This is a genomic window from Microcoleus sp. MOSTC5 (assembly GCF_036701825.1).
Lineage (GTDB): Bacteria > Cyanobacteriota > Cyanobacteriia > Cyanobacteriales > Microcoleaceae > Microcoleus > Microcoleus asticus.
Window position 1 is genome coordinate 1 of record NZ_JAUBRK010000090.1, and the last position, 23092, is coordinate 23092.

Here is a 23092-nt window from a genome sequence, read left to right on the forward strand (position 1 = left end):
GACTCGAACTCATGCACTGGCTAATTTCATAAATTCCTTTTTTTGTCAACTCCTAATACTGAACCGACGCCCTAGAAGCACGGGGTTTCCACCCACAATTTTCGATGAGCAGTCAGTAACTCTGTTATGGTTCGGGGTTGATCTCTGCCATCCGATCGCAACCTGTCGTGATGAGTTGGGTCTGGTTTAAGGGGCGGTTAGCCAGACCCAGAGACTAAAACTGGACTCAGCGACCCGTCAAAAGCTCTAACTTTTCGGGGTATCTCGCCCCTTGCACCGCGATCTTGGAGGCGGTGTCATCAATGTCACGTAGATCGTCGGGCGTGAGTTCGACTGAAGCTGCACCGATGTTTTCGTCCAAGCGATGCAGCTTTGTCGTACCTGGAATGGGTACGATCCACGGCTTCTGGGCCAGCAGCCAAGCAAGCGCGATCTGAGCTGGTGTTGCCTGCTTTTGTTCTGCAATACTGCCAAGCAGATCGATCAGGGCTTGATTCGCCTTGAGAGCCTCCGGTGTGAAGCGAGGCAGAGTGCTGCGGAAGTCGGAGCTGTCAAAGGTCGTGTTTTCGTCGATCTTGCCCGTGAGGAAGCCTTTGCCCAGCGGGCTGTACGGGACAAGTCCGATGCCAAGTTCCTCAAGGGTCGGTATCACTTCCGCTTCAGGCTTTCTCCACCACAGGGAGTATTCGCTCTGAAGAGCTGTGACTGGCACAACGGCATGGGCGCGGCGAATCGTTTGCACTCCTGCTTCAGAGAGTCCAAAGTGCTTCACTTTACCTGACTCAATCAGTTCCTTCACTGCTCCTGCCACATCTTCGATCGGCACGTTCGGGTCAACTCGGTGCTGATAGAGCAGGTCGATCGCCTCGACCTTGAGCCGCTTGAGCGATCCCTCCACGGCTTCCTTGATATGCTCCGGTCGGCTATTGAGTCCGGGTGAACCTTTCATGCCGCGAGGATCGGAATTCGGACTGATGTCGAACCCGAATTTGGTGGCGATTACCACTTGGTCGCGGAAGGGAGCGAGGGCTTCACCCACCAGTTCTTCGTTTAAGTACGGGCCGTAGACTTCGGCGGTGTCAAAGAATGTTATTCCGCGATCGACCGCAGCCCCCAGAAGAGCAGTCATCTCCTGTTTGTCTTTGGGTGGGCCATAGGAAAAGCTCATTCCCATGCAGCCCAGCCCGATCGCCGAGACTTCCAGATGACTATTTCCAAGTTTGCGCTTTTGCATTTTTTGAACTCCTGTTTTTGAATTGAAGGTGAAATTAAATACCTGCCATATCTCATAGCTATTCCTTTTCAAGACTGCTGGCTATGAGCCATAATGCTTTTGCAAGTCTTTCAATCTAAGAGGTAACAGTATGGCTCAAAAAGACGACGCGGCATTTATGCCAGACATCAGTGGCAAGCGCATCTTGCTGGGTTTCTGGCAGAACTGGTCATCGTCGCCAGGCGGCGGCTATCAAGGGGGACAGTCGGCAGACCTGAGCCTGGAAGACATTCCGGCCGGTTACAACGTGGTGGCCGTGGCGTATATGAAAGGCTCAGGCATTCCCACTTTCCAGCCCTACAATGCGTCGGACGCGGAATTTCGGAGGCAGGTGGGTATGCTCAATCAGCAAGGCCGTGCGGTCCTGATTTCGCTGGGCGGGGCGGATGCCCATATCGAATTGACGGCCGGGCAGGAAGAGGCTCTAGCCTCTGAAATCATCCGTCTGGTGGAAACTTACGGTTTCGACGGACTGAATATCGATCTAGAACAGTCCGCCATTGATGTAGCCGACAACATATCTGTCATTCCGGCGGCCTTGAGATTGGTCAAAGACCACTATGCCGAGCAAGGTCAGCACTTCATCATCAGCATGACGCCGGAGTTTTCCTATCTCCGCGACGGCGGCCAATGTAGCCCGTACATTAATGCGCTGGAGGATTTTTATGATTTCATTGCGCCTCAATACTACAACCAGGGTGGCGATGGCGTTTGGGTAGATGAATTGAACCAGTGGCTTCCCCAGAACGACGACGGGCGGAAAGAGGACTTTCTCTACTATCTGACCGACAGCTTGGTTCATGGCACCCGTGGTTACATCCGGATACCAGCGGACAAACTCACCATCGGACTGCCCAGCAACCAGGATGCCGCTGCCACTGGCTATGTGATCGACTCCGCTGTGGTCTACAGCGTCTTCGCTCGTCTGAATGATGCCGATCAGCCCATCAAGGGGCTGATGACCTTCTCCATTAACTGGGATACCGGCAGGGATAAACATGGCCGGGACTACAATTGGGAATTCATCAGCAGGTATTCCAAACTGATCCACGGTGAATCGGATGGGGAAGGCTCGACAACCCCGCCGCCAAATCTGACATCGCCGGAATCGTCAAATCTGACATCGCCGGAATGGCAAAATAACCTGACGTATCAGGTGCAAGACAGCGTGACTTACCAAGGAAAGCAATACACCTGCCTGCAAGCCCATCCCTCCAACCTAAGCTGGACACCAGAAGTGGCCATTACCCTGTGGCGGCTCGCGCAAATGGGCTGAGGAACGAAGCGCATCAATCGAACACAATAGACCTGTTGCACATTAAACTAATCAAGCTCGCTGAGAACGTTCAAAGCAGAAGGGAGCCACGGCTTCGCCCACAAGCTCTTCGTTGGTGAACGGGCCGTAGACCTCGAAAGAATGTAATTCCGCGATCTACCGCAGCTCCCAGAAGAGCAGTCATTTCCTGTTTGTCTTTGGGCGAACCGTAGCCAAAGCTCATTCCCATGCAGCCCAGCCCGATCGCCGAAACTTCTAGGTTGCTGTTGCCAAGTTTGCGCGTTTGCATGATTACTCCTTCGAGGTTCCACCTCGGTTATTCAGATTTAAGGGATGCCATATCGATCGAGAAGCGGTACTTCACATCTGATTTGAGGAGTCGATCGTAAGCTTCGTTGACCTTCTGGATGGGGATGACTTCAACATCGGCGGTGATGTTGTGTTCACCGCAAAAATCGAGCATTTCCTGGGTTTCGGCAATGCCGCCGATGTTAGAACCGGAGAGATTGCGCCGCCCCATAATCAGGCTGAATGCCGAGATCTCCAGGGGCTTTTCGGGTGCGCCAACCAGGGTGATGTTACCGTCGAGGCGGAGCAGGTTGAGATAGGCGTTGATGTCGTGCTTGGCTGAAACGGTGTCGAGGATGAAATCGAAGCTGCCAGCGTGCTTTTGCATTTCGTCGGCATTGCGGGAGACCACGACTTCGTGGGCACCGAGGCGGAGCGCATCTTCCGTCTTACCGGGCGAGGTGGTGAAGACGACGACGTGGGCTCCGAATGCACGGGCGAACTTCACGCCCATGTGGCCTAGCCCGCCGAGACCAACCACGCCGACCTTATTGCCCTTGGTGACTCCCCAGTGGCGCAGGGGCGAATAGGTTGTGATACCGGCGCAGAGGAGCGGCGCGACTCCAGCGAGATCGAGGTTGGTGGGAACTCGCAGAACGAAGCGTTCATCGACGACGATGCTATCGGAGTAGCCACCGTAGGTGACACCTCCCAAGTGCTTGTCTGGGGAGTTGTAGGTGAGGGTCAGGTTCGGGCAGAACTGTTCAAGTCCAGTTTTGCAATTGGGACAGGTTCCATCCGAATCAACCATGCAGCCGACTCCTGCCAGATCGCCAGGCTTGTACTTCGTCACTGCCGAGCCAACCTGAGTGATACGTCCCACCATCTCATGACCGGGAACGATCGGGTAGACCGTGCCGCCGCCCCACTCGTTTCGCACCATGTGGAGGTCGGAGTGGCAGATGCCACAGAAAAGGATTTCGATCTGTACGTCGTGTTCGGTTAGGTCGCGCCGCGCGATCGTGTCGGAGGCCAGCGGTGATGTTGCACTGGCTGCGGAATAAGCTTTCGTGTTGTACATAAATTGATGCCTCTATTGGTTTACGTTTGGTGCCTGGTATTGTTCGTCGCTAACCTGTTCCATATGAGTCATCGCCGTTGGCGGTGAAGGTGACGATGGCGACAATGCTTTGTTGTCGTGTGTTTAGGGTTCGATCGGGTTGGCGGCGAACATCACTGCACTGTTTGGCCGCCATCGATGACCATAGCGTGGCCAATGACGAAGCCAGCCGCGTCGGAGCACAGCCAGAGGACAGCCTCCGCGATCTCCTCGGGCTTGCCCATCCGTCCGACCGGCTCCTCCGCGACCACCTTCGCGCGCCCTTCGTCTGTGCCGCCGGTGAAGCGACCCATCATCGGGGTGTCGATGTAGCCGGGACAGACGGCGTTGACGCGGATGTTCTGCGCGGCGTAGTCGAGGGCCGCTGCCTTGGTCAGTCCGATCACGCCATGTTTCGCGGCGGTGTACGCGGGGCTGCCCTTGATGCCGATGATTCCCGCGCCCGAGGACGTATTGACGATCGCGCCGCCTCCCTGCTTGAGGATCAGCGGGATCTCGTGCTTCATGCACAGGAAAACGCCGCGGAGGTTGATGTCGATAATCCGGTTCCACTCCTCCTCCTCGTACTCGGCGGTCGGAGCTGCCTTCCTCGGCTCGATGCCCGCGTTGTTGAAGGCGAAGTCCAGCCGCCCGAAAGCCTCAACGGTCTTGTCCAGAGCCGCCTTCACGTCCTCAGCCCGCGTCACATCGCACCTGACGGCGATCGCCCGACCGCCGAGTTCTTCGATCGTGCGAGCTGTTTCTTGATTGCCCTGTTCTGAGATGTCAGCGACCGCCACGCTGGCACCTTCACGGGCAAACGCCAGCGCCGCAGCTCGACCGATGCCGCTCGCTCCTCCGGTCACAAACGCAACCTTTCCTGTGTAGCTTCTCTCGTTCGTTGCCATTTTTTACTCCTTTGCGTGTTTCCCATTAGGGAAGTCTTTATTGGAACTTCCTTTTCTTACTCGATCGGCTCCACTGTTGCTTTTACAGAGCCAGGTACATTGAATGCTTCTACGCCAGCATCGATCTTGCCGATCGTGATGATGCCGGGGTCAGGGATTGGTTGTTCGTCGTGGCGATAATAAATAGCCACATCAGGACCGGGAGACCAGTAAATGATGTCTCCAACTTCATAGGTTTTGGTTCGCTCACCCTCATCCGAAATTGCTCTCGGCAGGCGGGCAAACTTTTCTCTTCCAAACAAATCGTTCATCGTCAGCGTTAATGGCAGCAGGGAAACAAAATCCCGAGTGGTTTTACTGTCGATCAGCGTGGCTGTAACGGCTTTGTCTCCGACCTTGATGTTTATCTTCATACTGTTTGCCTGCTGGGTTGATATTTCAGTCGGCATTTTCGACGAGGCACTGCTAGGCATCCTGTTGTCGGCACGGCAGGCTGAGTAACTCAGGGACACCGTTAGGGCGAGAACCAAAATCAGCATTCTCTTCTGGCAGTTTTTCCGCTTGACGGGAAACCATTTCAAAAGCATTAAGCTCTTCCTTCGTACTGCTCGTCGCTGACTTGTTCCATCCAGTCCACGGGTTTGCCGTCGAGCCATTCCTGAATGGCGATGTGCGTCATTGCCGTGGTTGCCGTGGCACCGTGCCAATGCTTCTCACCCGGCTCAAACAAGACCACATCCCCCGGTCGAATTTGCTCGATCGCTCCGCCCCAACGTTGTACCAAACCGCAACCAGCCGTGACAATTAGGGTTTGTCCCAAGGGGTGGGTGTGCCATGCTGTCCGAGCACCAGGCTCGAACGTGACGCTGGCACCAGACGTGCGTGCTGGTTCGTGCGCCTCGAACAGGGGGTCTATGCGGACAGTGCCGGTAAAATACTCAGCCGGTCCTTTGGCGGAAGGCTGTGACCCACTTTGTTTAATGTCCATTTCTTAATTCCTTCACTTGATGCCATTTCGGTGGCTGTCATAATCGTAGAAATTGAGCACTTCTCGCTTCTCTATCAATAGGAATGGATGTTTTAAGAAGCAAGGTTAACTTTGATGGCATTTTGGTTGTCACCCAGCAGGTTTCTTGCCCAATCAAAACTGAGTTTTCTCTTGTATAAAAGTCCAGAATGCTTACAATTCGCCGGAACCGTTTTTCATTGCTTTAGCTTCATTCTAAGAATCCTCAAGCCCAAGCAATAGAACGATCGTCTAAGATTGTTGTACAATCCTGCAAACTTAGAAATGAACGCTGCCAAAACGACTGAAAAGTCCGCTAGGTCGTTAATGAACGACCAGCAGGCAAAGCGCGAGGCAGATAGAGCGCAAGCCCACAGAAACGAACTGATGAATAGCCGATTGCACAGGCTATTCGTCAGGATGGGACGATTGAGCCGCTGACTGAAAGGATTGCACTTCAACCGATCCTCCTCACCTTCGGAATGCGTTGATAGTGTCTCTATCCCTACCTTTTGTGCGATCGCCCAGGGCAGCAAAGAAGCCCTTCTGAGCAGGGCGATCGCGCTTCAGTACGACCCGATGCATTATCTGCTTGGTACGATCGAACTGACGTGAGTCCATTGGATGTGCCTCTGGTGGATGCTGATTATATAGCGGTTCTCAATAAAATGAGGTACACACCGCTCGCAATTGATGCCCTATGCCCTATGCCCTATGCCCTATGCCCTATGCCCGCGAGAGCACCTCATGTTGCTGAGAAAGGCTATACCTGTTCATTGCTAGTTTCAACCGAACTCAGCGCCGCTTTGAGGGTATGCCAAGCCAAAGTTGCACACTTAACTCGCATCGGATATCGGGAAACACCTTGCATGATATTGAGTTTCTCCAACGGAGGCTCAAACTGAGTATTTCCCGCTGCCATCTCGCGGAACTGTTCTATCATTAAAAGCACCTGTGAAATAGTTTTACCTTTGATAGCGATCGCCATTAAGTCAGCAGAAGCAAGGCACAAAGCACAACCTGCACCTTCAAATTTAATATCTGCAACTTTACTTTCTGCTTCATCTAGTAGCAGCGTTAAATCAATCACATCACCGCAATAGGGATTTTCTCCTCGGTGTTGACGGTGTACTGGGTCAGTTTTTCCTTTGTTTTGCGGTTTTCTGGCGTGTGTCAAAATTACTTGTTGGTAAATTTGGCGATCGTTAGTTTGCATAATCTCTTCACTCTTTAAAATTCTTTAATAGCAACTGTTTGTAATCGTCCGGGGTATCAATATCAATCGCAGCTTCTGGTATTAGCAGAATCAATCCTGTATCTATATATTTTTGTATTAACGCTTTTGCACCTTTATCTCCTTCAAGCTGCATCAGTTCTGGAAATAAGGCCTTGCTAAACAGGGCAGGTACGCCCGTAGTTTCGTTATACTTTGAGGCAACAATTACTTTTTGCGTTTCTTGATAACACTGCATCAATTGATTGAAAATCTGGGGAGAAACTAGCGGCTGATCTGCAAGTGAGATGATAACTGCATCAACTTTAGAGTTAGTTTTCAGTAGCATACTAATACCAGCGCGAATAGAAGAAGACATTCCCTCTTGCCATTGGGAGTTCTCGACAACTTGCACTGCCTTTGGCATTAGTTCCGGTTTAATTTGTTCTGCATAAGCTCCCAGGACTACTATTATAGGTTGGCACAGAGAAGCTAAGGCAACTTCAACCGCATGGAGTATCAGGCTGCGTCCTTGATAAGAAAGCAATTGTTTTGGTCTTCCCATGCGGGTTGCAGATCCAGCAGCGAGAATAATTAGACCGATTTTAAATACCATAGCCAAGTTTTGAATTTTTGATTATTAAGAACATACTCCTATAGCCTTTCTCAGTAACATGAGGTACTATCTGGCATTGGGCATTGGGCATTGGGCATTGGGCATTGGGCATTGGGCATTGGGCATTGGGCATACCTCACTTTCTTGAGAACCGCTATATTAGTCATTAATTTTTTGATGATTGACTATTGATTGAAGTATGAATTGGTACAGTGCGATTTCTTAAAAAACCGCCTTGATGCTTTGCTGTTACTGCTTGAATTTCGGCGATAATCGCCAGAGCAATCTCTTCGGAATTATCTGCCCCAATGTCGAGTCCCACCGGACTATATAAATTTTGTTGCTGTTGTGGAGTGGGGATAACTCCTTCTTCTTGTAGTTCTTGCAATAATCGGGCTGTTCTTTTCTTAGGGCCAAGTACACCTAAGTATTTTAAGCCAGAAGGCAATAACACTCTCAGCAATTCCCGATCGTCTAAATAATTATGAGTCATAACTACAGCAACAGTACGCTCATCTATCTCGATGTTTTTTAATACATCCTGAGGAGAACAAAATTTAACTCGATCGGCTTCTTGAAAACGCTTTCGGCTTGCTTCCCGTTGGCGGTTATCAACTATAGTAATATGCCATCCTAACTGTTTGCCAAAGCGAACAACGGGAAGAACGTCATACCCAGCACCGAAAATTACCAGCGACAGTGGCGGCCCAATGACTTGAATAAAAACTTCAACTTTCCCGCCTATTAACTGATATTGTTTCCCTACCGAGGTTTTGTGTTGAAGTGCTGCTTGTGTATCCCTTAAAACCGCTGCTGCTAATTCCTCATCGCTGATGTGGTTGATTATATCTGAATTTAGTAGCAAGCGATCGCCTATTTGAGATTTGCTTTCACCCTCTATATTAAATACAGTTGCAATAGCACTCTCAAACCGAGTATCAAGGCATTTGTGGACAAAACTAATTTGGTTCGGCTCGTTTACTGGCAACGATTCAATCAAAACATAAGCAATGCCTTGACAGCCAAGCCCCAATCCCCAAATTAAATCTTCCTCGGAGGTGGAGTCATACTTAACCACACAAGGACTACCAGTGTTCATTACCTGCTGTGCTTTCTCAAATACATCACTTTCCAAACAGCCACCGCTAATTGCACCTACTATCAAGCCATCTGCACTCATCAACATTCGCGCACCAGGTCGGCGATAAGTTGAACCTTCCACTTTAACTAAAGTTGCCAAGGCTAGCTTTTTCGTCGTGTCTTTTACTTGCTCTAAAGCAGCCTTAATATCGTGTAGTTCTTTCATTGGTCAGCCTAAAATTTTTTGTATCTCACTGTTTAAGTTTGATTATAAAGACTTCAGCATAAAGGACGATATAACGATACTTGCAAGTTATTGTACAATCCTGCAAAATTCTTCTTCTAAACTAATCATGGGACGAGCCTGTAAAGCTTTGGTTTGATGACTTTTAACTTACTTGCTTGTCCCTTTCTGATCCCGAACTCACGTTACATATAAATCGCACGGCTCAGACGAACCCCGAAATCGGCATCCGGATTTGTCGTGGCGTCACCAAGCCGCTCTTGCATTACTGCAACTGCCAAGTCCCGGCGCTTTGGCGATCGTGATGCGTCGGCAGATGCCAGCGCTGCCGCCATCTGTTCGCGCGTGAGATCGGTGCAATAGCAGGGCGTGCCGGGTTGCTGACGCCACGAATCGGCGATCGTGCCCGCGTCGAAAGCATCAAGCCCGGTGTCTTCGACGAGGGCCATCGCCACGGAGCGATCGTTCTCGCGGTCAGCAGCCACAGGGAGGGCGATACGGTCAGGGCTTCCAGCAGGCTTGCCCTTAGTGGCGAAGGATCCAGACCCGATCGCGTTCCACGCCTTGGCGATCGGCCGGCCTAGCTGTTCGGCCACCCAGAGGCTCTCAACCTGCCCGGCCTCGATGGCATCGATTTTGTCGTCGCGGTGGGGATAGTAATTAGACGTGTCGATGACGACTGTCTCGGCTGGTAGGTTGGCGATTAGCGGCGCGATTGTGGGAATGCGGTTGAGAGGGATCGAGAGGATCACCGCGTCAACGTCCTCCACCGCTTCAGCGGTCGAGACCGCGCGTGCGCCGAAAGCCAGCACATCGGCCTCGATGGTCTCTGGGCCGCGAGAGTTGGCCACCTTCACGTCATGTCCGGCCGCACTGAGTTTGCGTGCCAAAGTCTTCCCGATATGGCCAGTGCCTAAGATTCCGATGTTCATTTTATCCATGATAAATAATCCTTTTACGGAGTTGTTTGACGGGGTATTGCCAGCCCGTTCAACGTGTCGCGAAGCTCGGCAAGGTCTTCATCGGAGAGACGGCAGGCCGTCTCGATCTTTTCAGGGATCGAGCACGCTGCCTCGCGGAGTGCCTCGCCCGCTTCTGTCAGATCGATAAGAACGCGGCGTTCGTCCTGCAGGTCACGGGTGCGCGTCACCAACCCCGCGCTCTCAAGGCGCTTTAAGAGGGGCGTCAAGGTTCCGTTCTCCATACCGAGTTCTTGCCCTACTTCCCCAACAGTGCGCGGGGTGCCCTCGTAGAGAGCCAGCATGACCAGAAACTGAGGATAGGTCAGGCCCAAAGGCTCAAGAAAGGGCCGATGAAGCCGAATGACCCGGTTCGACGCACTGTAGAGGGCAAACGAAAGCTGCCTCCCCACCTGTCGCCGTTGGTTGATGTTCGAGTTATTATCCATTTAAAAATCCAGTCAACAACTATTATATAGCGCACTACATAATAGTTCAATACCTATAATTAACTTTTTTCGGGACCAGTCTTGCACCCATTCCCATGCCTTGCACCAAGGCGACGGTACGAAGATTCTTCCACACTGCCCACCGTTGCCAGCGCGCACCGTTCCCCCTGAGGTTCGCGTTTGCGCTCGCTTCGACTACCGCTGGCACTTCAACTATCCAAGGACATCACTCACAGCAGCTTGTCCGGCGTAATCGGCAGGTCCCTGATGCGTTTGCCGGTGGCATGAAAAACAGCGTTGGCGATCGCCGCCGGGATGCCCACCATGCCGAGTTCGCCCATACCCTTGACACCGAGCGGATTGACGACTTTATCCTCCTCCTCAACGAAGATCGTATCGATCTCCAAGACATCGGCATTAACCGGCACGTGATAGTGCTGCAAATTCGGATTCATGATCCGCCCGTAGCGGTGGTCGATTTCAGTCGCCTCTTGCAGCGCCATACCAATGCCCCAGACAACGCCGCCGATTTCCTGACTGTGCGAGGCCTTCGGATTCATAATCTTGCCGCAAGCAGTCACTTCAATGGCGCGCGTGACGCGGACAGTCCCCACATCCGGATCGACCTTCACTTCAACGAACTGCGCGCCGTGCGCCAACGTCGCATACTTCTCGCGCTCCTCTGAGGGACGCGACTCGAATGTTTCCGTGATTGCGGTGAGACCGTTACGCTTCATCACTGCGGAGATGTTGACGGAACGATCCGGGTCGCTTATTAGTCGCAGTTGCCCGTCGAGCATCTCGACATCGGAGGAGGCTGCCCCCTTGAGCGGAGAATTCGGTTCCTGGTTCGCGAGGGCGAGCAACTTCGTGCCGATCGCCAGAGCCGCCCCGCGCACCGCCGAGCCGACGCTCGCCGTCGTCCAAGAGCCCCCCTGCGACGGTGCCCGAGGGAACTTCGTGTCGCCGAGTTCAAATTTCACCTGCTCCAACTTCAGCCCCAGATACTCGGCAGCGATCATGGTCATCACCGTGTAGGTGCCAGGTCCGATGTCGCTGGTCGCACTTGCGACTTTGGCCGTGCCGTCCACCTGCAGCGTGACGAGGGCGGCAGCAGGCATCTGGAAAGCGCCCCAGACGCCGGTCGCCATTCCCCAACCCACGAGTAGGCGTCCGTCACGCATCGATCGCGGCTCGGACTTGCGATTCTTCCAACCGAATTTTTCCGCGCCCAGCCGGTAGCACTCCCGCAACGCCTTGCTCGAAAATGGCTTGCCGCTCTCGGGGTCTACTTCGGCATAGTTGATCAGCCGAAGTTCGAGCGGGTCGATCGCCAGCGCGTAAGCCAGCTCGTCCATCGCACATTCGAGCGCGAACATCCCGCTAACGGCCCCCGGTGCGCGCATCCAGGTCGGGGTGGAGAGATCCGTGTTGGTAATCTTCAGCGGCGCGTAGAGATTCGGGCACGCATAGACTTGGCGCGTGAAACCCGTGGTGTTGTCTGAGAACTCCTCGATGGTGGAGGTGTTGTGCACGGCTTCATGAATCATCGCCGAGAGCTTTCCCGATCGCTCCGCGCCGAGGGCGATCTTCTGAATCGTGTGCGGACGATAACCGTGGCCAGTGAACATTTGCGTGCGCGTATAGACAACCTTGACTGGGCGCCTGAGTTCGCGGGCTGCCATCGCTGTCAGCGCCGGATAATAGTTCGGGCGCAGCGACGCTCCAAACGCCCCGCCGACGAAGGGCGAGACCACACTCACGTTTTCCTCAGGCAGGCCGAAGCTCGAAGCCAAATGTGTACGCACGCTATAGACCGCCTGCGTCTTGTCGAAGACCGTTAGCTTGTCGCCTTCCCAGACCGCGATCGCCGCGTGCGGCTCCATGGGGTTGTGGTGCTCGATCGGGATGCGGTACTCGGCCTCTACCTTCACGGCCGCTGCGCGCATCGCCTCTTCGGGATTACCGCGCCGCTTCGGAGGCGGCTCTTTAGTGGGGACGCGCGCGATCGCGCGCACCGCCTCAGTGTCGGTCATGTGCTGCTGTGAGTTGTAGGAGACTTTAACCAGACGTGCCGCATAACGTGCCTGCTCGTATGTCTCGGCGACGACGAGTGCCACCGGCTGCATATTGAAGAAGATTTTGTCGGACTGGAGCGCCCTAAACGACTTGTCTTCCTCCTCGGTGGCACGGGGCGGGGACTGCTCCGTGGAAGGCTTCGGACCAAGCTTGGGTGCGTTCAGGTGCGTGAAGACGCGAATTACGCCTGCGGCGCCTTCAGCCTCACGGGTGTCGATCGATTTAATCGTGCCCTTTGCTACGGTTCCCAGCACGATAAAACCGTAAGCGAGATTGGGAACTTGGAATTCTGCCGCGTATTTAGCCTTGCCCGTAACTTTGGCTGCGCCGTCCACGCGGCTCATTTCTTTTCCGATGTATCTTGCCATTTCGTTTATCCTCCCTAATATCAAATCCGCCCTTCATCGTCCTGTATTCATCTCTCTGTTCTCTGACTCTGCGTTCTCTGCGTTCTCTGCGGTTTAATCATTCCAATACAACCGGAATTGATATAATTAGGCCGCACCGCTCGTCATCGCTTGTTGCAAAGCCAGAACAATGGCGCGTTTTCCGAGTTCGACTTTATAACCGTTATGTTCAAGCGGTTTCGCATCTTTCAAAGCCGCTTCGGCAGCAGCCTGAAAATTTGTTTCCGTCGCAGGTTTGCCGATCAGAACTCTTTCGGCTTCGGGCGAACGCCAAGGTTTATGCGCCACGCCTCCCAAAACAACGCGTGCCTGTTTGATGGTGTTGCCGCTTGTTTCTAAAGCAGCAGCCACGGCAAGCAGTGCGAAAGCATAGGAAGCCCGATCGCGAACTTTTAGGTAATAAGACTTATTGGCGAAATTATTCTTCGGCATTTCGATCGCCACGATCAATTCCCCATGCTGAAGATTGTTATCTTTTTCAGGCGTGTTGCCCGGCAAGCGATGAAAATCCTGAAGCGGGATTGTGCGTTCTTGCCCGTTCGTGCCGCGAATCCTCACTACCGCGTCCAGCGCATAAAGCGCATTCGCCATATCGCCCGGGTAAGTCGCCACGCATTTGTCGCTGTAGCCAAAAATGGCATGAATGCGATTGAGTCCCTGAAGCGCTCCGCATCCGCTGCCGGGATCGCGTTTGTTGCAGGGCATAGCGATGTCGTAAAAATACTGGCAACGGGTGCGCTGCATTAAATTTCCCCCGTTAGTCGCCATATTGCGAAGCTGCGCGGAGGCGCCGGCTAAAATCGCCATTGACAGCAGCGGGTAATTTTGCCGGATGAGCGGATGGTTGGCCGTGTCGGTATTTTTGGCTAAGGCGCCGATCGAAATTCCGTTCGAGGTCGATCGAATTTCCGCCAGATTCAAACCTGAGATGTCAACAAGTTCGCTGGGACGCTCCACGTATTCTTTCATCAAATCAATCAAATTTGTCCCGCCTGCGAGAAACTTTGCCGTTTGATTAGCGGAAACGGTGCCAACGGCGCTTGCCGCATCGGTTGCGCTTGAATATTTAAACGATTTCATCGGCTTTGCTCTCCTGATTTAAGGCCACGGCAATTTCTTCATCGCTCGCGAAATGCCAGGCCTGGGCTGTTTCGCGCCCGGAATGAACTTCTCTGATTGCCGCCACGATTCCCGGATACGCGCCGCAACGGCAAATGTTGCCGCTCATGCGTTCTCTGATTTCTTCATCAGAGAGTTCTAAATTCTGCGCGATCGTCCGCAAATTGTTAGTGACGTGACTCGCGTCGCCGTTTTTGGCTTCCTGCAGCAGCGCCACCGCCGAACATATCTGCCCCGGCGTGCAGTAGCCGCACTGGAAGCCGTCGTGTTTGATGAACGCCGCCTGCATCGGATGAAGATTGTCGCCGTCAGCGATCCCTTCGATGGTCGTCACCTCTTTCCCCTCGCAGCTAGCGGCAAGTGTCAGACAAGAAAGCACGCGGCGCCCGTCAACGATCACCGTACAAGCGCCGCACTGTCCTTGATCGCATCCTTTTTTAGTGCCGGTCAATCCCAGTGTTTCGCGCAGGGCATCGAGCAGCGCAGTGCGCGAATCCACTTCCAGGCGTTGGGCCGAGCCGTTGATTTTCAAAAGCACCTTAACGGCGTTTTGAACTCCAGGGGTCTGGGCAAACACCGCGTCGGGCGCAGCGGCGAGGGTGGCAAAGGCCTCCTCTTTAGCCAGCAGGTGGAAGGCGAAGGTGCCGAGTAGGGCAGCCATGCTTTGCCCCAAGAATTTGCGGCGAGCAGCGCCAACAATACCGAGTTGGTCGAGCAGTGTTTCTTCGTCCGCGCTGAGCTGCGAATCGCTCTCGGTTGAACTGAAATCTTTCCGTTCTTGATTATCGTCCATGCTTCTCCTTGCAAAATTCTCAAACAACCGTTAGATAAGTGTTTGTTTTTCGCGCTGACTCTTCTAACGGTCTGCACCCACTGAAGGCGCTTCTGTGCAATATTTATTTACAACCTGTCCCAATTTGCAGGTATCTCGGCGGCCACCCGTATTGAACCAATCTCATCCACTCCAAGCTAAAGAGGATCGAGCCCCGGCTATATGTTCTTCCTTTCCAGTTAGCAAGGCGAATAAGGCGTATTCCACGGGATGAGCATTCCAGAGTTCTATGATGTGTTCCTTCATATAAGACCATACGATCCCACCAGCAGTTTGGTAATGCTCGAGCACATCCTGGAGAACTTGCTCGCCGAAGGTGGCATAGAAACAGACGAAATCCTTGGCAGGATCGCTTACTGCGGCTTCTGTCCAATCGATTAGTCCCATCAAATTTCCGTCTTTGTCCACAAGCGTATGACCGGGGTGAAAGTCTCCGTGAATCAAAGCCGAATGCTGAGGCCACAAGGCATCATTGGCAATCCAGTCCTGCCAACGTGCCCAGCGTGTATCAGAAACACCAAGCAGTTCTCTGGTCTTCTCCATATTCTCTGCCATAGATTGCCGCACTCGATCGACTGTTTGAACTCGGATACTGAATTGTTTCACTACCTCAATGTGTGTTCTGTGAAGTTGCGCCAGTGTTTTTGCCACCGAAGAAATGTATACAGCAGGCGGGGACTTCGGATCGATGTACCATACATAATCGCCGATATCTGGATCTATGGTTCCGGCAGGAATTCCCTTTAATAGCGGATAGGCAACGAGTTCATCCGAAACAATTTTCCAGACGGGAACGCTCACATCGACTTGGCTTTTAACCAGTTCAAGAACTTCTCTTTCATAATACATACGCTCAAGAACATCAAGCCTTCTGGGAAATCGCAATACCCATTTGCTATTATCCTCTTTGGCAGTAGCAAACGCAGTTATGAAGTCCATTCCGGATTTGTTAATATTTAAGTTATCTGCGTCCAAAATGAAGCCATTTTTGTCGGCGATGCTAAGTATTGTCCTGATTTGGTAGTCTTCACTAACAGATTTAGTCATTTTAAATTCGCTGCTTCATGAGCATTGGCTAACATCTATGTCAGGCGTTCACCTCAAATTAGCCCAACGTAACATCAATAATATATAGCCGCACTACACCAAAGGGCTAGAATGTGAAATCAAGGGCGACATTATTGGATTCTACGTTGTTAGAATCACGACCCGGGCGCACTGTACTGCTCGTCGCTGACCTGTTCCATCCAGTCGGTACTCTTGCCGTCGAGCTGTTCCACGATGGCGATATGCGTCATCGCAGTGTTTGGCGAGGCTCCGTGCCAGTGTTTCTGACCGGGCGGAATCCGAACGACATCTCCTGGCCGGATCTCCTCGATTGGGCCACCCCAGCGCTGCACCCGCCCGACACCTGCTGTCACGATCAATATCTGACCGAGCGGATGGGTGTGCCATGCCGATCGAGCACCAGGCTCAAATGTAACGTTGGCGCCAAACGTGTTTGCTGGAGCGATCGCCTCGAACAGAGGATCGACGCGCACCGAACCAGTGAAGTTTTCGGCTGGCCCCTTCCGCGAGGGCACAGAGCCGCTTCGCGTGATGTTGATTGTCTGCGAATCTTGTATTGGCGCGGTCTGGGGAACACCGGACCCCTCGGCGGTTCCTGCCGGATTTGCTTGGGCCGAGGCCGAAGCGAGCAGAGAAAGCGATATGACTGTTGCGGTGAGCAGTTTCATCGTTTGAATTCCTTTGGCTACCCCAATTGTAGAGATAGAGCACGCGATCGCCTGCTCTATCAATAGGGATGAATTTTTTAAGAAGCAAGGTTCGCCTTGATGCCCTTTTGGTTGTCAGTAGGCGAATCTCTTGCCCAATCAAAACTGAGTTTACTCTTGTATAAAAATCCACAATGCTTATAAGAAGCCGAAATGGTTTTTCATTGCTTTGGCTTCATTCTAAGAATCCTCAACGGCAAGCAATAGAACGATCGTCTAAGATTGTTGTACAATCCTGCAAACTTAGAAATGAACGCTGCCAAACCGAGTGAAAAGCCCGATATGGAGTTAATGAACGACAAGCAGGCAAAGCGCTTTGCAGACAGAGCGCAAGCCCACAGAGACGAACTGACCGAGCGGATTGCACGGGCGATTCCTCATGATGGGATGATTGAGCCGCTGAAAGGATTGTACTTCAACCGCTCCTCCTCACCTTCGGAATGCGTTCATAGTGTCTCTATCCCTGCCTTTTGTGCGATCGCTCAGGGCAGCAAAGAAGTGCTTATGGGCTGCGATCGCTATCAGTACGACCCTTTGCATTATTTGCTGGCTACGGTCGAACTGCCGATTGCCAGCCAAATTCTGGAAGCGTCTAAGACGCAACCGTACCTTAGCCTTCGCCTCGATCTCGACCCCACACTTGTCGGTTCAGTCATGGTTGAGGCGGGCGAGCCCTCACCGCAAAGGGGTGCTGATGTGAAAGCGATTGACGTAAGTCCGTTGGATGCAAATCTTTTGGACGCTGTGGTGCGGCTCGTCAGGCTTCTAGATTCCCCTGCTGAAGCTAATGTTCTGGCACCACTGATTAAGCGGGAAATTATTTACCGACTCCTGATGGGAGAGCAAGGTGGTCGGCTGCGTCATATTGCTGTTCTGGGTGGCTCTACCCACCAAATTGCTAGAGCAGTCGATCGACTTCGTAAAGACTTTAACCAGCCGCTGCGGATTGAAAGCATCGCACGAGAGCTGGGAATGAGTGTATCGAGCTTCCACCATCACTTTAAGTCTGTCACTGCCATGAGTCCTTTGCAGTTCCAGAAGCAACTGCGGCTCCAGGAGGCTCGCCGTCTGATGCTGGGGCAAAACCTTGACGCTACCAGTGCTGCGTACCGTGTGGGTTATGACGATTCCTCGCACTTCAACCGAGAGTACAAGCGGCTCTTTGGTATACCACCGATGCGCGATATGGAGCGGCTGCGAGAAGCTGCTAGGGAGATTGCGGGTTCAACATAGTCCAGACTTCAATATTATTGAGAAGGTAACTGAATTGAGCAAAGCTGAGGAGAGTTAAAGTAACAGAACAAGGTGTAGTCATCCCCAAAAAATATCTTAAAGGAGTTGAATAGGTAGAAATTATTAATGGGAATAATATTATTTTGGTGGGAGTAACCAATCCAACCGATCCGATTTTTGAGAGAGAGATGAATTCGATAAAATGCGGTGTTTCTGATGCCTCTGAAAAACTCTATAATTATATTTACGGTAAATAAGGAGGATGAATGAAAACTATAATCAGATGGAGTGGTTTTGCGTGCTTTTTACTTACAGCTAGTTATATCTATGGAGCATATGCAGAAGACTGTAGGCAGCATCTTCAGGCAGGGACAAGCTACCGAACTTGGCATCAAGGGCCAACACTTGCATTTAGCGGGCAAATCACGATTGATCGTACTTACCAGTGTCCTGAAGGAATATGCTTTTCAGCAAAAATGTCTTTTGATAACTACAATGGTGGCATGGATATAGCAACAGGGTTTTGGGCTGGCTCACGTTTTGAATTAAGAAGATATGTCGCTGCTGGTAATAACACCCAAATGTGGAGTGGCCAGTGTATCGCGAAGTCGGTTAGAGGTAATTGGTACATCGAAAACGAACAGTCCAATAAGGGTCAATTTTCTATAACTTATTAAAAAGCAGTTATAGTTCCGGCAATCCTATAGATAGAAAATCATCTTGCGCTCGCCCTGTTAATAATTTCCACAAACTGATGCACTAAAGCAGTCAACCCTCAGAAAACTCCCCGGCGTGGAATCGATCGCGCTTTAAATAAAAATATTTAACCAAGGTGGGCATTTTGCCCACCCTAATTCCTACTTCCCTACCGTGAAATACTCATTCTTAGCATACACGCTAATAATGCAGTCTCCCACTTCAAAAAACATCCCTTCTTGCTCATCTTTAGAAAATTGCAAGTTGCCGTATTTAGAATTAATTTCCTCAGCAGTCGCCGCTTTAGCCTCCATTTCATCCGGGATAAGTCCGGTAGAACCGATATAGAAAACCAGCGGTGAAACTTTTTCCCTGTACACTTTTTCGGCATAAGCTTCCAGTCGCTCATTCGCATTAGCTAAAGCAGCGACAAACTCCTCTCGCTTGACATCTTCTCCCTGCCATTTCGCTTGCAAAAGGCGCAGCAAACTATCTGCACCAACTTTGGCTAAAGTAGCGCCAACAATTCCGTTATCCTCCAACCCCAAAAACTCATCAAAAATCAGTTTCATCAAGTCGTCAACTTTGGTAATTTTTGTTCGGGATGACAGCGTTTTGTGTGCGAAGACAACAGGCTCATCTAACGTGATGTCAAATGTCGGTTTTGCTAGCTTTTCGCCCGTGTTTTTGTGGTAAACTTCATAAAGGCGATCGAGAAATTTGTTGGCCGAGTGCAACTTGCCGAAGTTGAGGATGTTTTTGCTGCCGATGTCGATTTTGTAGCTGACTCGCGAATCTACTGAACCGTTGGCGATCGCACTTTTTAAATCTGTGTATTCCGTCGTCGTCGGAAAGTTGATGTAAAGGTTTTTTGACAGATAATGCTGTTTCAATTCTTCCAATTGTTCCGCCGTGTAAGCCTCGGATTCCTCCTTCAAATGAGCCGAGAGAATGCTGGAGAGAATTTTGATTTCTGCGAGTTCCTCAAACACTCCGTCCAGGCTGCCGTAACGCCCGTCAAAAGGCACCAGGGGCAAAGTCTCTAACTTAATATCGTACTCTGAACGGAAGTCAAATTCTTGCACGGGCGAACCGTCTTTTTCCAGGACACCGCATTTTTTGAGCAAATCAAACACTGGTTTGCTGCTGATTTTGGTTCGCAGCGACTTAATATTAACTTCGCCGTCGCTGACAATGGTATAATTGTTGAAAGTATTGAGGTCTGTAACTAGAATTCCCGCCACTTCTGCGATTAAAGTTTCATCCTCAACTTTTACCAGCTTAGCTTTTCGGGTAATCAGCATATTGATGGTAGCGGTATTTTGATTGATGGCAAATGAACCCATTTGCACGTATTCGCCACCATCTAAGAATTCAGTTTTCAGCCAAGGCTTGACAAGGTTGCCGTTTTCGTCTCGCTTTCCTTCAATTCGCTTCAAACCTTTTCGCTGATAATTTTCTTGCAAGTGTTTCAAGTTGATGATGATGCTGTTGCTGTTTTCCTCCAATATCTCGATCAACTCCAGCAGGGAAATTTTATCGCTGACTTTTACCCGATCGCCAATTTCATGATTTTTCAACACCTCAGCCGCAAAAACAGCCTGTTCCAAATCTTCCGTAAACTCGGCTATTTGGGCATTTGTCAAAGCTTTAGCGTGTTTTTCCGTCAAAGTAGCGTCGAAAGTGCTCGCCAGCGCATACTTAGCCGTATTTAAATTCCCGTCAGCGAGGTTAGCTTTCGCAAAAGCAAACACCGACTCATCAGTTTGAGCAACGGGAACATCTAGTTTCTCATACTCATCTTTGGTGACTTTCTGATACTTGTAAAACAGCCCGCGATCGTCTGCTTTGAGCCCGCAGATTTTCAGCGTGCTCGATGAACCGTTGATTTTTTTGCCGCTTTTGGAAACAAAAACTTGATAATCATATTCCTTAATTAACGGTTCTTCCAGCGGAGGTGCAACGGAACTGCCTAACAGTTTTGTGCTGTCGTAAAGAGCATCATAAACCATTTTGACTTCGCCAGCGCGGATGCAATTTCCCGATAATGTGTTGGCGATTTTGGAGAGAAGTTTGAAGTCAGCAGAGGCATAGGATATCGTGTTGGCAAACACATCCATGTCTTTGAGTTCTTCGCAAATTTTCCCGAGTTTTGCAGCTTCGGAATTGGCACTGGGGTCATTTGCATAGCCGTCTGTGTGCAAATTAATCGCTGTCATTTCTCCGGCTTTAACCAGAGATTTAGCGAGTTGCATCGACTGCGATATGCAGGTACAGCCAGCCGTGTGGATTTTTTTAATTTCTTTGATGTATAGAGAGTCAAACTTCAGCACTTCTTGAATAGGAATTCGCTGGAAGTGACAAATTACGTCCCCCTTGTCAGCATAGGAAATCAGGCTGACAATTAGCTGGTAATTGTTGTATTCGTCTAAGGTCAAAAGCTTGATTAGGGTTTCTTTCAGCGGTTCTAAGTCATAATACATTGAGCCGGAACGGTCGATGATGATGATGCTGTGAGCGACGGATTTTTCTGGGATATCTCCGGGCTTTCTTTCTAAATTAATGCGATCGACTAGATAGAATGCCTTTGCGTTTCCGGCAAAATTGTAGAGGGTAAATTTGGTGCGAGTATTGGAGGCTGCTTGGCTGCTGGAACTTTTGACTTGAGATGATTGTTTTGCTTGCCGTGCCATAGTTTTCACCTATGTTGACTTATTCCTCAACTTAATCATGACATGCGCTTATGGGGATGTCAAGGCCTGTGTAGAAAATTATCTGCGAAGCTGAATAAGCATTAATATTTAGCGCTGCGCTGCCAGGGAAAACTGTGGCGGTAGGCTAAAGGTGGGCTGTTTTAGCAAAAGTAGTGGATCAGCCTAAGTCGTTTAGTAAATATTGAGTCAATCATGGTTTATTTAGAAAATCCGCTGCTCAAACTTTATCTAAATGTGTTCGCATGGGTGATGTTAGGATTTTTTCTCGGCCGCCAGCTACCGAGAAGCTATTCTACATATTTAGCCAAGTTTCTTTTCTTCTTTGGCACGCCATTGAGCATTGTTGCTTTTATCCGCAGCGCCAAATTGTCGGGCGCTATTTGGATGGCGCCGCTGATAGCTTGGGCGGCAATTCTAGCAGGTGGAGGACTCGCTGGGATTGTGATAAATTTCGCTGTCGGCGAGGAACGTTTCAAGACTCTTAATCCGATCGCCCAAAATAGCCCGGAACACACCACCGCTTGGAGTTTGCCCACTCAAGGTAGCTTCTTATTGGCAACGATGGTGGGTAATACGGGTTTTTTAGGCATTCCCGTCACCTTGTCCTTATTAGGTTCGGAACACTTTGCCTGGGCGTTGTTTTACGACTTGCTAGGCACTACGATGGGAATCAATATACTGGGAGTTGCTATTGCTTCTCACTGCGGTAAAAGCGATCGCCCTCAGAGTTGGTTAGGTCCGGTGCGGGCAATTTTTCTGAATCCGGCACTGTGGGCTTTTGGTTTAGGATTTGTCTCGCGCAGCTTGCCGCTGTCGGCACAAATCGCAGAATTGTTAACAACAGGCGCTTGGACTGTAATTACTTTAGCTTTAATTACGATCGGGATGCAGTTGAGCAAGTTGAATTCCTTACACAACCTCAAACAAGTTTTGGCTTGTCTGGCGATTAAAATGCTGTTAGTTCCCTTGGTAATTGGCACGGGATTAACGTTTTTTGGGATTGCTGGCGCGCCGCGACTTGTGCTAGTGCTGCAAATGGCAATGCCTCCTGCTTTTGGTACTACATTGCTGGCAGAAGCTTTCAATCTCGATCGCGAATTAGCCGTAAGTGCGATCGGCCTCGGCTGCGTTAGTTTATTATTCACTATTCCCCTATGGATGAGGCTATTTAATTTTTAATAAAAATAGGAATTGCTCAGTTTTTAAACTGCCTTACTTCAGTGATCCCCATCACAAACATTGAGCGATATATGTCATCTTGATTTAAAATAACAATCACGGGACTTGGAAACTGTATTGGCTTCTGCTAATGTGGAAATAGCCCGCTGAGGACGGGAAGAATAAAAGTATGGCAAGTATAAATTTTTCCTTGACTGGTTATCAAATTCTCGATCGCCTTTACTCAGGAACTCGCACCCTAGTTTATCGAGCTTTCCGCACTGGCGACAAACAGCCCGTAGCCATCAAAGTCTTGCGGAACGAGTATCCCAGCTTCAGCGAACTGGTGCAATTTCGCAATCAGTACACGATCGCCAAAAACCTCAACTTGCCCGGAATCATCGAAACCTACAGTTTGGAAACCTACTACAACAGCTATGCGCTGGTAATGGAAGATTTTGGGGGAATTTCTCTCAATGAATGGATGGAACAAGGGGAAACAGCCCCGACTCTGAGCGAGTTTTTGCAAGTAGCGATCGACCTGAGCAATACATTAGATATACTCTACCGCCACCGAATAATTCACAAAGAGGTAGTGCTAAATATGTAATGATAGAGGAGTAGAATGAAGTGCTGATGCTTTCCTATCATGCCACCATGCCCCATTT

Annotated in this window: 23 protein-coding genes and 2 pseudogenes; 7 read left to right on the plus strand and 18 right to left on the minus strand. The window is 50.6% G+C overall.

Annotated elements, in window-relative coordinates; genetic code table 11:
• Positions 1-226: 226 nt before the first annotated feature.
• Complete coding sequence (locus QUA54_RS31060; protein WP_333418501.1) at positions 227-1234, minus strand: aldo/keto reductase; 1008 nt, start codon at positions 1232-1234, stop codon at positions 227-229.
• Positions 1235-1364: 130 nt separating this feature from the next.
• Between QUA54_RS31060 and QUA54_RS31065 the strand changes: the two genes are divergently transcribed.
• Complete coding sequence (locus QUA54_RS31065) at positions 1365-2549, plus strand: carbohydrate-binding protein (RefSeq protein WP_333418502.1); 1185 nt, start codon at positions 1365-1367, stop codon at positions 2547-2549.
• A 70-nt stretch (positions 2550-2619) separates the two neighbouring features.
• Here the strand turns inward: QUA54_RS31065 and QUA54_RS31070 are convergent, their stop codons facing one another.
• The 5 genes from QUA54_RS31070 to QUA54_RS31090 all read right to left on the minus strand — a co-directional run bounded on the left by QUA54_RS31070 (position 2620) and on the right by QUA54_RS31090 (position 5832).
• On the minus strand, positions 2620-2838 hold the full coding sequence (locus QUA54_RS31070; RefSeq protein ID WP_333418504.1) for a hypothetical protein: 219 nt from the start codon (positions 2836-2838) through the stop codon (positions 2620-2622).
• A gap of 27 nt (positions 2839-2865) precedes the next feature.
• On the minus strand, positions 2866-3918 hold the full coding sequence (locus QUA54_RS31075; protein WP_333418506.1) for an NAD(P)-dependent alcohol dehydrogenase: 1053 nt from the start codon (positions 3916-3918) through the stop codon (positions 2866-2868).
• Positions 3919-4070: 152 nt separating this feature from the next.
• Complete coding sequence (locus QUA54_RS31080; RefSeq protein ID WP_333418509.1) at positions 4071-4844, minus strand: SDR family oxidoreductase; 774 nt, start codon at positions 4842-4844, stop codon at positions 4071-4073.
• 56 nt (positions 4845-4900) lie between these two features.
• Positions 4901-5431 (minus strand): cyclophilin-like fold protein, encoded by a 531-nt coding sequence (locus tag QUA54_RS31085; RefSeq protein ID WP_333418511.1) that lies wholly within the window; start codon positions 5429-5431, stop codon positions 4901-4903.
• Positions 5431-5832 (minus strand): (R)-mandelonitrile lyase, encoded by a 402-nt coding sequence (locus QUA54_RS31090; RefSeq protein ID WP_333418513.1) that lies wholly within the window; start codon positions 5830-5832, stop codon positions 5431-5433. The genes QUA54_RS31085 and QUA54_RS31090 overlap by 1 nt, the downstream gene beginning before the upstream one ends.
• 303 nt (positions 5833-6135) lie before the next feature.
• Between QUA54_RS31090 and QUA54_RS31095 the strand changes: the two genes are divergently transcribed.
• Together QUA54_RS31095 and QUA54_RS31100 are read left to right on the plus strand one after the other, a co-directional pair.
• Positions 6136-6291: a hypothetical protein gene (locus QUA54_RS31095; protein ID WP_333418515.1), complete on the plus strand. Its 156-nt coding sequence runs from the start codon at positions 6136-6138 to the stop codon at positions 6289-6291.
• Positions 6292-6300: 9 nt separating this feature from the next.
• The gene (locus tag QUA54_RS31100; protein ID WP_333418517.1) at positions 6301-6465 is read left to right on the plus strand and encodes an AraC family transcriptional regulator N-terminal domain-containing protein; all 165 of its coding nucleotides are present in this window, start codon (positions 6301-6303) and stop codon (positions 6463-6465) included.
• 148 nt (positions 6466-6613) lie between these two features.
• Here QUA54_RS31100 and sufU read toward each other — a convergent pair whose 3' ends face one another.
• From sufU to QUA54_RS31150, 11 genes and pseudogenes are all read right to left on the minus strand, one after another.
• Positions 6614-7066, minus strand: a complete 453-nt coding sequence (gene sufU, locus QUA54_RS31105; protein WP_333418519.1) for a Fe-S cluster assembly sulfur transfer protein SufU — start codon at positions 7064-7066, stop codon at positions 6614-6616.
• 7 nt (positions 7067-7073) lie between these two features.
• Positions 7074-7679: a nucleotidyltransferase family protein gene (locus tag QUA54_RS31110; protein ID WP_333418520.1), complete on the minus strand. Its 606-nt coding sequence runs from the start codon at positions 7677-7679 to the stop codon at positions 7074-7076.
• Positions 7680-7845: 166 nt separating this feature from the next.
• Entirely contained in the window at positions 7846-8985 is a 1140-nt protein-coding gene (locus tag QUA54_RS31115) for an XdhC/CoxI family protein (RefSeq protein WP_333418523.1), read from the minus strand.
• 203 nt (positions 8986-9188) lie between these two features.
• The gene (locus tag QUA54_RS31120) at positions 9189-9944 is read right to left on the minus strand and encodes an NAD(P)-binding domain-containing protein (protein WP_333418525.1); all 756 of its coding nucleotides are present in this window, start codon (positions 9942-9944) and stop codon (positions 9189-9191) included.
• Between the two features lie 14 nt (positions 9945-9958).
• On the minus strand, positions 9959-10411 hold the full coding sequence (locus QUA54_RS31125; RefSeq protein WP_333418527.1) for a MarR family transcriptional regulator: 453 nt from the start codon (positions 10409-10411) through the stop codon (positions 9959-9961).
• A gap of 59 nt (positions 10412-10470) precedes the next feature.
• Positions 10471-10572 (minus strand): annotated as a pseudogene (locus QUA54_RS34640) (hypothetical protein); the annotation flags it as partial.
• A 69-nt stretch (positions 10573-10641) separates the two neighbouring features.
• Positions 10642-12858 carry a xanthine dehydrogenase family protein molybdopterin-binding subunit gene (locus tag QUA54_RS31130; protein WP_333418528.1) on the minus strand — a complete coding sequence of 739 codons (2217 nt, stop codon included), beginning with the start codon at positions 12856-12858 and terminating at the stop codon, positions 10642-10644.
• A 126-nt stretch (positions 12859-12984) separates the two neighbouring features.
• Positions 12985-13977, minus strand: coding sequence for a xanthine dehydrogenase family protein subunit M (locus QUA54_RS31135; protein WP_333418530.1), 993 nt, complete (start codon positions 13975-13977; stop codon positions 12985-12987).
• On the minus strand, positions 13964-14809 hold the full coding sequence (locus QUA54_RS31140) for a 2Fe-2S iron-sulfur cluster-binding protein (RefSeq protein ID WP_333418532.1): 846 nt from the start codon (positions 14807-14809) through the stop codon (positions 13964-13966). The genes QUA54_RS31135 and QUA54_RS31140 overlap by 14 nt, the downstream gene beginning before the upstream one ends.
• A gap of 162 nt (positions 14810-14971) precedes the next feature.
• Positions 14972-15895 carry a macrolide 2'-phosphotransferase gene (locus QUA54_RS31145; protein ID WP_333418534.1) on the minus strand — a complete coding sequence of 308 codons (924 nt, stop codon included), beginning with the start codon at positions 15893-15895 and terminating at the stop codon, positions 14972-14974.
• Positions 15896-16050: 155 nt separating this feature from the next.
• Positions 16051-16584, minus strand: a complete 534-nt coding sequence (locus QUA54_RS31150; RefSeq protein ID WP_333418536.1) for a (R)-mandelonitrile lyase — start codon at positions 16582-16584, stop codon at positions 16051-16053.
• Between the two features lie 288 nt (positions 16585-16872).
• Between QUA54_RS31150 and QUA54_RS31155 the strand changes: the two genes are divergently transcribed.
• A complete protein-coding gene (locus tag QUA54_RS31155) occupies positions 16873-17856 on the plus strand; it encodes an AraC family transcriptional regulator (protein ID WP_333418538.1) in 984 nt (327 codons plus the stop codon).
• A gap of 266 nt (positions 17857-18122) precedes the next feature.
• A complete protein-coding gene (locus tag QUA54_RS31160; RefSeq protein ID WP_333418540.1) occupies positions 18123-18533 on the plus strand; it encodes a hypothetical protein in 411 nt (136 codons plus the stop codon).
• 180 nt (positions 18534-18713) lie between these two features.
• On the opposite strand, the gene QUA54_RS31165 is transcribed toward QUA54_RS31160, so the two are convergent.
• A complete protein-coding gene (locus tag QUA54_RS31165; protein WP_333418542.1) occupies positions 18714-21245 on the minus strand; it encodes a vWA domain-containing protein in 2532 nt (843 codons plus the stop codon).
• A 213-nt stretch (positions 21246-21458) separates the two neighbouring features.
• Here QUA54_RS31165 and QUA54_RS31170 point away from each other — a divergent pair, with 213 nt between their 5' ends.
• Positions 21459-22445: an AEC family transporter gene (locus tag QUA54_RS31170; protein WP_333418544.1), complete on the plus strand. Its 987-nt coding sequence runs from the start codon at positions 21459-21461 to the stop codon at positions 22443-22445.
• Positions 22446-22614: 169 nt separating this feature from the next.
• Positions 22615-23019, plus strand: a pseudogene (locus QUA54_RS31175) (protein kinase domain-containing protein); the annotation flags it as partial.
• Between the last annotated feature and the right edge of the window lie 73 nt (positions 23020-23092).